We start from the raw sequence: 13,709 nt of genomic DNA, 5'->3' as shown, positions 1-13,709 counted from the left end.
CATTAGCGGCGAGGTCGTCCTGCATCCAGGACGTGGATTCCTTATGGGAGTCCGCCGTTGGGATTAGAACATGCCTTCAATCATTGGCACGCCGTCATGCCGGCGTGCATCCCTGCGCGCGCATTCACTTTTCGCCGCGCTGATTCTCACGAGCGTAGCCGCCTACGCTCAGGAAACACCTTTTACGCTTGATGCGGCACTTCAGGCCGCGACCGACCATTCCGCCGTCATGGGTGCGGCCCAGGCCTCGGTACGCGCGAGCTCAGAGGCAGCCGTCCGGGCCGGACAATTGCCCGACCCGGTGCTCAAGGCGGGCATCGACAACCTGCCCGTGACCGGGCAGCAGAAATTCACGGTCGGCCAGGATTTCATGACGATGCGTCGCGTCGGCATCGAGCAGGAATGGACGTCGGGCGAGAAGCGCCGACTTCAATCCGCTCTGGCAAACGACGTCGTTGACCGGGAGCGAGCGGGGTATCTGGCTCAGCTCGCGAACACGCGTCAGCAGACCGCCATCGCGTGGCTGAATGCGGTCTACGCAAAAAAGACTGTCTCGTTGCAGCAGGAACTCGTTGACCACATGAGTCATGAGCTTGCCGCGACGAAGGCTTCATATCGCGGGGCGAAGGCGACTGCCGCTGACGTCACGCAAGCGCAGGTTATGCTCGCGCAGACCCAGGACCAGTTGCTCAAAACACGCCAGACCTTCCAGACGGCACTCATCGGCTTGTCGCGATGGACGGCAATGCCCGCGTCCGACGTGACCGGCGAGCCGCCTGCGCCCCTGTCCTACGTATCGACGCTACCTCCGGAGGAACTGCGTGAGGTACAGCCGGCGCTCGTCGCTGCGTCGCGCGACATCGCGCTCGCCGATGCCGATACGGCTGTCGCGAACAGTAACCGAAGCCCGAACTGGACGTGGGGCGTTGCGTACCAACAGCGCGGCGGAGCTTACTCGAACATGGTGTCGATTGGCGTCAGCATTCCGTTGCCCATCAATCGCAAAAATCGCCAGGACCGGGACGCAGCGGAAAAAGCGGAGCTTGGCACTAGGGCGCGCCTGATGTACGAGGACGCGCAACGTCAGGTCGAAGCCGACATCCGCACGCAGTCCGCCACCCTCGAGAGCGGTCGCGAGCGCATTGCCAACCTCTCCGACTCTCTACTTCCCGCTGCTGGTCAGCGCGTACAACTCGCGGCTGCCGCCTATAAGGCAGGCACCGGCTCACTCGCCGACACCTTTGCAGCTCGACGCGCGCAACTAGAGGCTGAACTTCAGGTGCTCGACCTGCGGCGCGACGTGTCCCAGACCTGGGCACAACTTGAGTACCAGGTCGTCCCAGCTTCGATGACCGCCGGTGAGTGAAGGAGAAACGCATGCAAAAGAAACAACTGGCACGCGCAGCCTTCGCGGTGTTTGCCGCAGCGGCGCTGCTCGCCGTCGGCTATGTTGCCGGCACCCATCGTCCGGCTTCGGGGGGAGCAGGCGCTGTCGCCGCCGTCTCTACGTCAGGCGACAAAGCCGACCCGAAAACGGGTCGCAAGGTGCTGTATTGGCATGACCCGATGGTCCCGGCACAGCATTTTGACAAGCCGGGCAAGTCGCCTTTCATGAACATGCAACTCGAGCCCGTCTACGCGGACGAAGGTGGTAGCTCGACGGGCGTCAGCATCAACCCCGGCCTTCAGCAGAACCTCGGTATCCGTTACGCGACCGTGCGCCGTCAGGAAACTTCGGAAGGGTTCGACGCCGTCGGCACTACACAGTTCGACGAGTCGCGGGCAGACGTCGTGCAGTCACGCGTCACAGGTTACATCGACCACCTATATGCCAGCGCCCCGATGCAGCGGATTGCGAAGGGCGCACCGATTGCGTCGCTCTTCGTACCTGACTGGCTGGCACCGCAGGAGGAGTACCTTGCGCTCAGGCGCAGCGGAATGGACAGCAGCATGCTGGAAGCGTCCCGCGCGCGCATGCGGTCGTTGTCGATTCCGAACGGCGTCATCGCGGCCCTCGACCGAACGGGCAAGGCTCAAACCCATGTCGTGCTGTCGTCGCCGGAAACGGGCGTCGTGAGCGAACTGAACGTCAGGGATGGCGCGATGGTCACTCCTGGGCAGACGCTCGCCAAAATCGCGGGGCTTTCAAAGCTGTGGCTGGTCGTCGAAATCCCGGAAGCGCTCGCTTTGACCGTGCAACCTGGCATGACGGTCGACGCTACGTTTAGCGGTGACCCGTCCCAGCACTTCAAAGGCCAGATTCGGGAAATCCTGCCTGGCATCAGCACGACGAGCCGAACGCTGCAGGCTCGCCTTGAACTCGACAATTCAGCGCTCAAGCTGACGCCGGGCATGCTCATGCGAGTCCGCGTCGCTGGCCAGAAGGCAGTGCCGCGGCTGCTGGTGCCTTCAGAGGCCGTCATCACAACCGGCAAACGCTCCGTCGTCATCGTGAAGAATGGCGACGGACGCCTGCAACCTGTCAGTGTCACCGTCGGCAACGACATTGGTAACGAGACTGCCGTCGTCAGTGGTCTGGAGGACGGCGAGACTGTCGTCGCTTCCGGGCAATTCCTCATCGATTCCGAAGCCAGCCTCAAATCGGTTCTGCCGAGGCTCGAAGGTCGCCTCGCGTCGAGCGCAACGGGCGTTACGCCCGCGACCGGTCCGGCTCAAGCCTCTTCTCCGGGGGCGACTCAGACGTATGAGACCACCGGGAAGGTCGAGAAAGTGACGGCGGGCGACATCACCTTTTCGCACCAGCCCGTTCCGGCCCTGAACTGGCCCGCAATGACGATGTCATTCGGTAAGCCCGCGCCAGACGCGTTTCCGGATGTAAAGCCCGGCGAGACTATGCATTTCGTCTTCCGGCAGTCTGGAGATGGCTACCAGCTGACAAAGGTCGAACCTGTCGGAGGCGCCAAATGATTGCGCGTCTTATCCGCTGGTCCATCCGCAACCGCTTCCTCGTGTTGCTGGCTACCGTTCTGGTGGCGTCATGGGGTGTCTACTCGGTGAGCGAGACGCCGCTCGACGCGCTGCCCGACCTGTCAGATACGCAGGTCATCATCAAAGCATCGTATCCGGGCAAGGCACCGCAGGTCATCGAGGACCAGGTCACCTATCCGCTCACCACGACGCTGCTTGGCGTGCCGGGCGCAAAAACCATCCGCGCCTATTCGTCGTTCGGCGACGCGTTCGTGTATGTGCTCTTCGATGACAAGACGGACCAATACTGGGCACGCTCGCGCGTGCTCGAATATCTGAATCAGGTGCAAAGCCGCCTGCCATCTGGAGCGACGGTTTCGCTCGGTCCGGACGCAACCGGCGTGGGCTGGGTGTACGAGTATGGGCTCGTCGACAGAACAGGGCAGCACGACCTTGGGCAACTGCGCGCGCTGAACGACTGGTTCCTAAAGTTCGAGCTGAAGTCTGTGCCCGATGTGTCGGAGGTGGCCAGCATTGGCGGCATGGTGCGCCAGTATCAGGTCGTCCTCGACCCGGACAAACTGCGCGCATATGGCATCACCCAGGCAATGGTGGCCGATGCGCTGGGCAAGGCGAATCAGGAATCAGGCGGTTCGGTGGTCGAGATGGCGGAGTCCGAATACATGGTCCGCTCTTCCGGCTACCTTCATTCGCTGGATGACTTCCGCAACGTCGTACTGCGCACGAACGAAGCGGGTACACCGGTACTGCTCGGCGATGTGGCGCGTATCCAGATTGGACCCGAGATGCGGCGTGGCATTGCGGAGCTGAACGGAGAGGGTGAGGTCGCGGGTGGCGTCATCGTAATGCGCTCGGGGAAGAACGCGCTTAAGACCATCGACGCCGTGAAGGCAAAGCTCGCCGACCTGAAGCGGTCCCTACCCGCTGGCGTGGAAGTCGTGACGACCTATGACCGCTCCCAACTCATCGAGCGCGCAGTGGGCAACCTTAAGGACAAGCTCATCGAAGAGTTCATCGTCGTCGGGCTCGTCTGTGCGGTCTTCCTGTTCCATCTGCGCAGCGCATTCGTCGCGATTCTTTCATTACCGCTCGGCGTGCTCGCCGCGTTCATCGTGATGCGCTACCAGGGTGTCAACGCGAACCTCATGTCGCTCGGCGGTATCGCGATTGCCATCGGCGCGATGATTGATGCCGCCATCGTGATGATAGAGAACGCGCACAAGCATCTGGAAGCGTTCGAGCATGAGTATCCTGGCGCGCGGATTTCTGCGTCTCAACGCTGGGAGCTGATTGCCACGTCTGCGGCTGAAGTGGGGCCGGCGCTCTTTTTCTCTCTGCTCATCATCACGCTGTCGTTCATCCCAGTGTTCTCGCTGGAAGGGCAGGAAGGCAAGCTGTTCTCGCCGCTGGCATTCACGAAGACCTACACGATTGCGGCGGCTGCCGGACTGTCCGTCACGCTCGTGCCCGTCCTGATGGGCTATCTCATACGCGGCCGCATCCCGCACGAAAACGCCAATCCCATCAACCGTGTGCTCATTCGTCTCTACAGGCCGCTGCTCGACGCTACGCTTCGACGTCCATGGCTCGTGATTGGGCTCGCCGTGGTCGCGCTGGCTGCCACGATAGTTCCTGTTTCGCGTCTCGGTGGGGAATTTCTGCCGCCGCTCGATGAGGGCGACCTTCTGTACATGCCGACGGCGCTTCCCGGCATCTCGGCCGAGAAAGCGTCGGAACTGCTGCAGCAGACCGACCGGCTCATCAAGACCGTGCCGGAGGTGGCCACCGTCTTCGGCAAGTCGGGCCGCGCCGACACTGCCACGGACCCGGCGCCGCTCGAAATGTTTGAGACCACGATTCAGTTCAAACCGCGCGACCAGTGGCGCGCGGGCATGACGCCGGAGAAGCTAGTTGACGAACTGGACGCGACAGTCAAGGTCCCGGGATTGTCGAACGTCTGGGTGCCCCCCATCCGCAATCGCCTGGATATGCTGTCGACGGGCATCAAGACGCCTGTTGGGGTCAAGATTTCTGGTACAGACCTTTCGCAGATTGACCGGATTGCGACGCAGGTAGAAGCAGCCGTGAAGGACGTGCCAGGCGTGACGTCCGCATTGGCCGAACGGCTGAACGGTGGTCGTTATATCGATGTCAATATCGACCGGTCTGCGGCGGCCCGTTACGGACTGAGCGTGGCGGACATCCAGTCGGTCATCTCGTCGGCGGTAGGGGGTGACAACGTTGGCGAAGTGATTGCTGGTCGGGAGCGGTTTCCCATCAATATCCGCTATCCACGCGAAGTCCGGGATTCGCTCGAGCGGCTTCGTCAACTTCCGGTCGTGACGGACCGAAACGCGCAAATCCAGCTCGGCGATGTCGCGCATATCGCAATTGCCGACGGTCCCCCGATGATTCGCAGCGAAAACGCGCGTCTCTCGGGCTACGTCTACGTGGACATCCGTAACACGGACCTGCAGTCAGCCGTGAAAGCGATGCAGCGTGCGGTCGCAGAAAAGGTCGTTCTCCCTCCCGGATACTCAATCGCGTGGTCCGGACAGTTCGAGTACCTGGAGCGCGCGGCGGCCAAGCTGCGAACGGTCATTCCCGTGACCCTAGTCGTCATTTTCGTGCTGCTCTTCCTGACCTTCAATTCCGCGGCTGGCGCGTTGTTGCTCATGTCGACGGTGCCCTTCGCGTTGGTAGGCGGCCTATGGTTCATCTGGCTGCTGGGCCATGCCGTGTCGGTCGCGACATCAGTGGGTTTCATCGCGCTCGCCGGTGTGGCTGCTGAATTCGGCGTCGTCATGCTTCTGTACCTCAAGGGTGCACTCAATCGTCGCCTCGAGGCTGGCGAAATGCTGACCGAGGCGCTGTTGTTCGACGCGATTCGCGAAGGCGCCGTGTTGCGCGTGAGGCCAAAAGCCATGACGGTTGCGGTCGTGCTGGCCGGGCTTATACCCATCATGGTTGGTCATGGCGCGGGGTCGGAAGTCATGCAGCGTATCGCTGCGCCGATGGTCGGCGGCATGGTCACCGCGCCCCTTCTGTCGATGTTCGTGATTCCCGCTGCCTGGTTCCTGTTACAGCGCCGTCAAGCGCGAGAGGCCGGCGCGGCCCGTTTTCATCGTGAAGTACCTTCCGGCGCGAGAGTGCCATCAACCGAAACTGGAGAAATTCAATGAAGAAACTGATTGTCACAACCGCAGCGTTTGCAGCCATCGTTGCCACTCCCGCGTTTGCGGGCGATGCCATGGCTGGCATGAACATGTCCGCAAAGCCTTCGGCCGCGAAGGCGTCGTCGAACGCCGCGCTGACCGACGCGGAAGTCAAGAACGTAGACTCGACGACCGGCATGGTCACACTGAAGCATGGCGCGCTGGAAAACGTCGGGATGCCCCCGATGACTATGGCCTTCAAGGCAAAGGATGCCGCGATGGTCAAAAAAGTTCACGCAGGTGACAAGGTTAAGGTTCGCGTCGAGAACGTCGATGGCACCTTGACCATTGTGAGACTGGAGAAACAATCTTGACGAAGTATTGATGCCGGGCTGCAGGCTCGCCGTCGGTGAGCCTGCAGTCCGGTCCGTAGGAGACAGAGGCCCGTGATGCTAGCGACATCAATCAGTGTATGGAACGCGACGGTCAAACGTGTGTTGCGTGTTGCGCTCGGCTTGCTGTTCGTACTAACTTCGCTGGCCGCCCACGCTGTCGACGAGTCAGAACTACTGCCACCTGAACAAGCGTTCCGGTTAAAGGTCACGCTCAGCGCGCAGCAAGAGCTGCTGCTCGATTTCAACACTCACGAAGGTTATTACCTTTACCGGGACAGGTTCAGTTTTGCAGTCGACGGTACACCGATAAAGCCGGACCAGATGCCGCCGGGTGAGCTGAAAAGCGACCCAACATTCGGCATGGTCACGGTGTACCACCGGCCCTTGCAAATCGCTATTCCCTTGCCTCGCCCGATAGTGAGCAGCATCATGCTGTCCGTCACGTCGCAGGGATGCGCAGACCTGGGCGTCTGCTATCCGCCACAGACGCGAAGCTTTCGCGTGGCAGAGAATGGCTCGGTCACTTCCGCCTCAACAGGGGATAACGCGCCGGCTGGTGTCGCCGGATTTCCCGACATTGGCAATGCCCTGCCGTCCGGCAGGCTTGGCATCAACCTGCACCCCGCGAATGGCATCTCCCTCGCCGAACTGCTCGCCTTTCTCCTCGCGGGCCTGCTAATGGCAGGAACCGTGTGCATGTACCCGCTCATTCCCATTGTGACTGCGGTTATCGGGGCAGCGCGGGAACCATCGTCCTTTGGGCGAGGCTTTGCCCTGTCACTCGCTTATGTGCAGGGGCTTGCGATTACCTACGCAGTGGCCGGCACAATCGCAGCAATCATCGGCATTCCGCTAGTGGCGGTAACACAACAGCCCTGGGTGCTCGCCGGCTTTGGCATGCTGATGGTTATCCTGGCCCTCGGAATGTTCGGAGTGTTCAGACTGCAGTTGCCGACGAGCTGGCAAACCCAAGTGACGGAATGGAGTAATCGTCTGCCCGGAGGGCGCGTTATCCCGGTGTTCATTGCGGGCATGCTGTCCGCGCTGATTGTCGGGCCATGCGCGACGCCAGCGCTGGCGGGCGCACTGCTGTATATCGCCAACAGCCGCGACGTCATTGGGGGAGCACTGGCCCTGTATGTGTTGGGTATCGGGATGGGAATTCCGCTTCTAATCGTCGGTACCTTCGGAACTAGAGTGCTACCGCGGGCCGGTCAATGGATGGTCGCGGTCCAGAACGCGCTGGGCGTCATGCTGCTTGCCGCCGCGCTGTGGTTTGTCTATTCGCTGCTGCCTGTTTGGTTGTTGATGATATTGATTGCGCTACTGCTAACCGGTTGCGGCGTGACGCTTCACGCGATTGACCCGCTGCCAACAAGTGCGCCCGCCGTTGCGCGGGTCAGCAAAGCGCTCGGCGTGCTGCTCTTGGTCGCGGGCGTCGCCGAGCTCATTGGTGTGTTGTCAGGTCATCGGGACATCCTCGAGCCCCTTGGCGGTGGAACGCGAGTTTCGTCTGAGAGCAGCAGCCTGGGAACTGCGCGATTCGACGCCATACGGTCGAATGCAGAACTGGACCAGGCGCTCAACGCAGCACGCGGCCGACCAGTTATGGTCGATTTCTATGCGGACTGGTGTATCAGCTGCAAGGAACTCGAGCGCTTCACGTTTACTGACCCGCGCGTAGTAACCGAATTTGCTCAGTGGAAGCTTCTGCGCATCGACGTCACGAAGAACACGCCCGAGGACATAGCAATGCTGCGGCGCTTCGGGCTTTTTGGGCCGCCAGCACTGATTTTCTACGACAGGAATGGCAGGCAGCAACCCGACGCACAACTCGCGGGATTCGTCGGAGCCGACGCGTTCCTGTCGCACCTGAAGAAATGGGCCCAATGACATGAAGCCACGCCCGAATCCCGCGACGTGTCGTAGCGGTGTATTGCGACCAGGCCTATACTGAACTTCATGAAATTCTGGGTAAAGCTCGTCGCATGTTTTCTGATTGCTTGGCTGCCTTTGATTGGCTTCCCGGCATCGGCGACGTCGTGCCCGGAAATGACCGCAATGGCTTCACGGGAAGCGAACGTGTCGAATACCTCGAGCCCGGCACCCTGTGCACATGACGCGAAACACAACGCCATGAACGCCCAGCACGTCTGCCCGGGTGGCGTAGGCGGTTTCCTTTGCGGTGTTCCGGCCATACCCATGAAGTATTCGGTCCTCGTCACGCCTTCGTCACCCGTCTATCGCGCGGTTGCTCCCGCCTTCGCTGAAGAGTTCATTCCGGAACTTCCCGCACCTCCGCCTCGCTCGCTGTAATTCCTCTTTCAACCAGGTTTGAACGGTTTTGTGCCGTGGCTCGCACACGTTCGCTGCGTGCAGCGACTGTCGACCTGTGCATGAACGCTTTACGAGCGACACGATTCAATCGGATTCGGAGCTTTCCATGAACACAACTGTAGGTGCATTGATTGTTTCGGCAGTGCTTCTGGGCGCAAGTGCCGTCAGCATGGCGGCAGCAGGAGCAGGGGTGAGCAACTCTCCCGGCTCGTCACCACAGAGCCGGGAACACGGTTCCATGATGGGCATGGGCGGAATGATGGGGAGTTGCCCGATGATGGGTGGTACGCCCGGTATGGACCCGAAAACGGCCATGAAGATGCACGGCGAAATGATGCGTGCGATGGGCGACATCATGCTCAAGTACTCGGACCAAGCCGGAGCGACTCCGTCGAAGTGAATATGCGTCGGCACTCTCGCACGACATTTCAACACATTGTCTTGAGGATTCAACCATGAGGTGCAACACGAAGACTATGGTGACGATTGCGCTTGCTTTCGCACTGATTCTCGCAATCGGCTATTGGGAACTGCCTCAGATACGGGGCGAACTCGGCAGATTCATCGCGATGGCCAGCGTGCTGATTTGCCCGCTCTCGATGCTGTTCATGATGCGCGGCATGCAGCGCCCCATCGATAGGCCGGAGAAGCCCGGTCAGGCGGTGGAAAAAAGCGGCTCGTAGCTCAGCCATCTGATGCCGTTGCGCAGGGCCGGTGCGGCACGGATGGGCGTCGCGCCGAGTCCTTGCGTACCTCGGGAGCGAACTATGTTCAACGGCGAGTGGATATTTGGTCGTCAGCCATGGAGGGACACATGGAACTGAGATGCGTTGTTGCAATTGTTCGACCCGAAGTCCTTAAGGTATTGGAGCGGCGGCTGGGAACCGTTCACGTTCACGGGTTGACCGTCACGCGAGTTAAAGGATTTGGAGCTCATCCAAACCCCTTCGCGAACGACTGGACAACCGAGCACATCAAGATTGAAATCTTCACCGAGAGTGAGCGCGTCGATGCACTGGTCAAGGAAATAATGGACGCCGCACGCGACGCCTCAGGGGACGAGGGAATCCTCGCGGTCTTTCCTGTGGAGCGTTTTTTCCGGGTACGTACGGCTTCAGAGGCGGTTCCGTGAGCAGACGAAAGTTGGTAAGCCGGAAGCCACTAGGTCACTAACGACAGGGCGGTGACATGCGAAGCATCGTCAAGTAACCGTTCTCGGGTATCGCGCAGGGCTTGGAACGATGTTGAGCGTTCCAGGCTCAACGCACCCCGGCCGCGTTTTCGCGAGGGGCTCTTTCTCGTCGACATCGCAAGGATTTCGGTCGACTTGTTGAACAATCGCTAGACGGCAGCAAGCCGAGGCATGTCCATTTTGCGCGCAGGACCGCCCTTTTTTCTGAACGAAGGCGGAGTCCGGGTGTTGCTAGCCTCTCATCATTCCCCGCATCATCTCGCGTAGCGTTCGTGAGCTGTCTTCGCAACCATTACTCTCGAATACCCCCACCCCCTATGGTACACTGCGAGTCATAATATACCCGGTGGGGGTATGGGGAGAGCATGCAATGAGTCATACGGTTCAGGAGAAGCAGAAGCTTCTCAACAGGGTTCGCCGTATCAAGGGGCAGGTTGAAGCCATTGAGCGGTCGCTTGAAGAAGAGCACGGCTGTTCGGACGTTCTGCAACGAATTACAAGTTGTCGCGGAGCGATGAACGGCCTTCTGGCAGTTGTGCTGGAAGACCACATCAGGAACCATCTCGTCGATGCGAACAACGGCGAAGAGCACGGCGACAGTGCGACAGAACAGCTCATCGAGGTTGTTCATAGCTATTTCAAGTAGAGTCAAAAATGAGTGATTTCAAGAACGCCGCATTCGGCGCAGGACATGACCACATCTTTCTGGGTGCCGGTCACGAAAAGAACGAGCGCAAGACGTGGGCCGTGATTGCCCTCTGCAGCGCGATGATGCTGATTGAAATCGTCGGCGGCAGTATGTTCGGCTCGCTTGCGCTTGTCGCCGACGGCCTGCACATGTCGACGCATGCGGGCGCCATGCTGATTGCGGCCCTCGCGTACACCTATGCGCGCAAGCACGCCAGGGACTCCCGCTTTGTGTTCGGCACCGGCAAGCTCGGCGACCTCGCCGGCTTCACGAGTGCCATCGTGCTTGCAATGATTGCGGTGCTGATTGGCTACGAGGCAGTCTCGCGCTTTCTGTCACCGGTACCCATTCACTTCGGCGAAGCGATTCCTATCGCGGTGGTCGGCCTACTGGTCAACCTGGCAAGCGTGTGGCTGCTGAGCGGCGGTGACCACGGCCATAGCCATGGTCATAGCCACGGACATGGACACGGTCACGACGACCATGCCCATGAAGAGGAGGCGCAGAAGATTTTCGCGTCGTCCGGTGTGTTTACCGTTTCCGTTTTCGAAGACGGAGTGCCGCCTGTTTTCCGCATTACACCTGCGACTGAGGGCTTGCGACTGGACGCCGCGACGGTCTCCGTTACGACAGTGCGGCCTGATGGGACGCAACAGGTATTCGCGCTGGCGGACCGTGGCGACTATCTGGAATCGAAGGAGGACATTCCTGAACCACACGCCTTCAAGGCCATCGTGCGCATGCCGGACGGCGAGCATGAGGTGGAATTCGAAGAGCATGAGCACGGCCACGACGCGCATGAGGCCGCTACCCGCGACCATAACATCCGGTCGGCCTACATTCACGTGATGGCTGATGCGGCGGTTTCCGTGCTGGCTATCATCGGTCTCTTACTGGCGCGCGCATTTGGCTGGCTCTGGATGGACCCACTCGCCGGTGTCATCGGTGCACTGGTAATTGCAAACTGGTCGTACGGCCTGATGCGAGACACAGGCGCAATTCTGCTGGATGTGAACTCCGACCGACGTATGGCGGAGAGCGTGCGTCATGCTATCGAGGACCGTGGCGACAAAGTCGTCGACCTGCATGTATGGCGGGTGGGTCCAGGTCATATGAGCGCCGTGGTGTCGGTGGCAACCGGTGAACCCCAGCGGGACTCGCGCTTCTATCATGCAGTGCTCGAGCGTTTCAAGGGGCTGTCTCATGTCACCGTCGAAGTGCAACCTTCACATGCGGTGGCCTGAGTCATGGCAGTCAAGTCGCCGTGCATCGACGTGTGTGCCTTCGATGACAAGAGCAAATTGTGCATCGGGTGCTTTCGTACTCTCGATGAAATTCGCGGCTGGAAGAAGATGACCGACCACCGTCGCCGTCAGGTGATTAACGACCGGAGACGGCGGCAGGCCAGGCTGCACCGAGAATCACCAGCGTCGTCGGCCGGGCAACCGCGAATGCCGGACGCCTGAATCGAAAGGGAACGCCGTCACAGCTTCATATTGATAACTAGCTTCAATCTTCCACGCGGCACAATCGCACCGGCTCATTGGGGAGTATGGATTTCATGCAGACAGACCAGCGGGTCAGTGTTCTACGGCAAATTCCACGCAGTGTCTGGGTCCTTGGCTGCGTCAGCCTGTTCATGGATGTCTCATCCGAAATCATCCATAGTCTGCTGCCCATGTTCCTTATGGCGAGTCTCGGCGCCAGTGCGACGACGATTGGTCTCATCGAAGGCGTCGCCGAGGCCACAGCCCCTATCATCAAGGTGTTCTCCGGAACTCTCAGCGACTATCTCGGCAACCGGAAATGGCTCGCAGTTGCTGGGTATGGACTGGGTGCGCTTAGCAAACCGCTTTTCGCTGTCGCGCCGACTATCGGAATCGTAGTCACCGCACGCGTCATGGACCGGGTGGGCAAAGGCATCAGAGGCGCGCCACGCGATGCGCTCGTGGCTGATGTCACGCCTTCCCAACTGCGTGGTGCGGCATTCGGGCTTCGCCAGTCGCTTGACACCGTCGGCGCGTTCCTCGGGCCGCTGCTGGCCGTCGTCATCATGCTGGTGTGGGCAGATAACTTCCGGCTTGCTTTCTGGCTTGCTGTCATTCCCGGCCTGCTCGCCGTCGCCCTGCTGACATTTGGCATCGATGAGCCGGCGCGAGACCCGAGCGCGAAGCGCGTTAATCCGATTCACTGGGACAGTCTCAGGCAGCTCGGCACGCGCTACTGGTGGGTTGTCGTCGTGGGTGGTGTATTCGCACTGGCCCGGTTCAGCGAAGCATTCCTTGTGTTGCGCGCCATGGGAAGTGGCGTGCCGATTGCGCTGGTTCCGCTCGTGATGGTCGCGATGAACGTCGTGTACGCTCTCTCGGCCTATCCGTTCGGGAAACTGGCGGACGCGATGAGCCACACCCGATTGCTGGTCGCTGGCCTTGTTATTCTGATTGCGTCGGACGTGGTCCTCGCGCACGGCACGCACTGGAGCGTTGTGCTTGTGGGTGTCGCGCTGTGGGGTCTGCACATGGGAATGACGCAGGGGTTGCTGGCCACGATGGTTGCTCATACCGCGCCTGCACAACTTCGCGGTACCGCGTTTGGCTTCTTCAACCTGCTTGGCGGCGTCGTTACGCTTGTGTCCAGTGTTATCGCCGGCGCCTTGTGGGACCGCCTGGGTGCGGCGGCTACGTTTTACGCGGGAGCAGGTTTCTGCGCCCTGACCATTGCGTTGCTGTTGTTCGTACGGCGGCCAGCGACAACCGCGCGCGCCTGAAGCAGTAAGTTCTCGGGATGCGAAAGGTGCGTGTTCTGCGGGTTTCCGGTGTTCACAGACGCGTAGTCGCAATCGCACGAACGGTCTGCTCTTCACTCGCCGAGCATTTTTCTCGGTTCCGGCCTGTGTGTCGTCCAGCGCCTTTCGTCCAGAATCGCCAGATGACATCCAGTCGTCCCCCGCGGATGCAAGAGCGCTGATGCCGCAACATAAAATGGACAGGCCA

At 60.4% G+C, this 13,709-nt stretch carries 13 protein-coding genes; all 13 read left to right on the top strand.

The features are described from left to right. The first annotated feature begins 70 nt into the window (after nt 1-70). The 13 genes from BTHE68_RS20030 (at nt 71) to BTHE68_RS19970 (ending at nt 13,483) form a co-directional block, all read left to right on the top strand. Nucleotides 71-1,366, top strand: coding sequence for a TolC family protein (locus tag BTHE68_RS20030; RefSeq protein WP_162067971.1), 1,296 nt, complete (start codon nt 71-73; stop codon nt 1,364-1,366). An 11-nt stretch (nt 1,367-1,377) separates the two neighbouring features. Further along, on the top strand, nt 1,378-2,928 hold the full coding sequence (locus tag BTHE68_RS20025; RefSeq protein ID WP_162067970.1) for an efflux RND transporter periplasmic adaptor subunit: 1,551 nt from the start codon (nt 1,378-1,380) through the stop codon (nt 2,926-2,928). After that, entirely contained in the window at nt 2,925-6,131 is a 3,207-nt protein-coding gene (locus BTHE68_RS20020) for an efflux RND transporter permease subunit (RefSeq protein ID WP_162067969.1), read from the top strand. Before BTHE68_RS20025 ends, BTHE68_RS20020 begins: the two co-directional genes overlap by 4 nt. After that, on the top strand, nt 6,128-6,478 hold the full coding sequence (locus BTHE68_RS20015) for a copper-binding protein (protein ID WP_162067968.1): 351 nt from the start codon (nt 6,128-6,130) through the stop codon (nt 6,476-6,478). Before BTHE68_RS20020 ends, BTHE68_RS20015 begins: the two co-directional genes overlap by 4 nt. Nucleotides 6,479-6,553: 75 nt before the next feature. Then, nucleotides 6,554-8,392 (top strand): protein-disulfide reductase DsbD, encoded by a 1,839-nt coding sequence (dsbD, locus tag BTHE68_RS20010; protein ID WP_162068289.1) that lies wholly within the window; start codon nt 6,554-6,556, stop codon nt 8,390-8,392. Between the two features lie 69 nt (nt 8,393-8,461). Further along, a complete protein-coding gene (locus BTHE68_RS20005; protein ID WP_162067967.1) occupies nt 8,462-8,815 on the top strand; it encodes a hypothetical protein in 354 nt (117 codons plus the stop codon). A gap of 127 nt (nt 8,816-8,942) precedes the next feature. Continuing rightward, entirely contained in the window at nt 8,943-9,236 is a 294-nt protein-coding gene (locus BTHE68_RS20000; protein ID WP_162067966.1) for a hypothetical protein, read from the top strand. A gap of 55 nt (nt 9,237-9,291) precedes the next feature. After that, entirely contained in the window at nt 9,292-9,519 is a 228-nt protein-coding gene (locus tag BTHE68_RS19995; RefSeq protein ID WP_162067965.1) for a DUF2933 domain-containing protein, read from the top strand. A gap of 131 nt (nt 9,520-9,650) precedes the next feature. Beyond that, nucleotides 9,651-9,968, top strand: a complete 318-nt coding sequence (locus tag BTHE68_RS19990; RefSeq protein ID WP_162067964.1) for a P-II family nitrogen regulator — start codon at nt 9,651-9,653, stop codon at nt 9,966-9,968. Nucleotides 9,969-10,398: 430 nt separating this feature from the next. Beyond that, complete coding sequence (locus BTHE68_RS19985) at nt 10,399-10,674, top strand: metal/formaldehyde-sensitive transcriptional repressor (RefSeq protein WP_162067963.1); 276 nt, start codon at nt 10,399-10,401, stop codon at nt 10,672-10,674. Between the two features lie 8 nt (nt 10,675-10,682). After that, nucleotides 10,683-11,960, top strand: coding sequence for a CDF family Co(II)/Ni(II) efflux transporter DmeF (gene dmeF / locus BTHE68_RS19980; RefSeq protein ID WP_162067962.1), 1,278 nt, complete (start codon nt 10,683-10,685; stop codon nt 11,958-11,960). A 3-nt stretch (nt 11,961-11,963) separates the two neighbouring features. Further along, on the top strand, nt 11,964-12,182 hold the full coding sequence (locus tag BTHE68_RS19975; RefSeq protein ID WP_162067961.1) for a DUF1289 domain-containing protein: 219 nt from the start codon (nt 11,964-11,966) through the stop codon (nt 12,180-12,182). Between the two features lie 95 nt (nt 12,183-12,277). Further along, nucleotides 12,278-13,483 carry an MFS transporter gene (locus BTHE68_RS19970; protein ID WP_162067960.1) on the top strand — a complete coding sequence of 402 codons (1,206 nt, stop codon included), beginning with the start codon at nt 12,278-12,280 and terminating at the stop codon, nt 13,481-13,483. Nucleotides 13,484-13,709: the final 226 nt, after the last annotated feature.

The organism is Burkholderia sp. THE68 (assembly GCF_009938265.1).
GTDB lineage: Bacteria > Pseudomonadota > Gammaproteobacteria > Burkholderiales > Burkholderiaceae > Caballeronia.
Note: the sequence above shows the minus strand (reverse complement) of the source record. Positions and strands in the feature narration are given on the sequence as shown.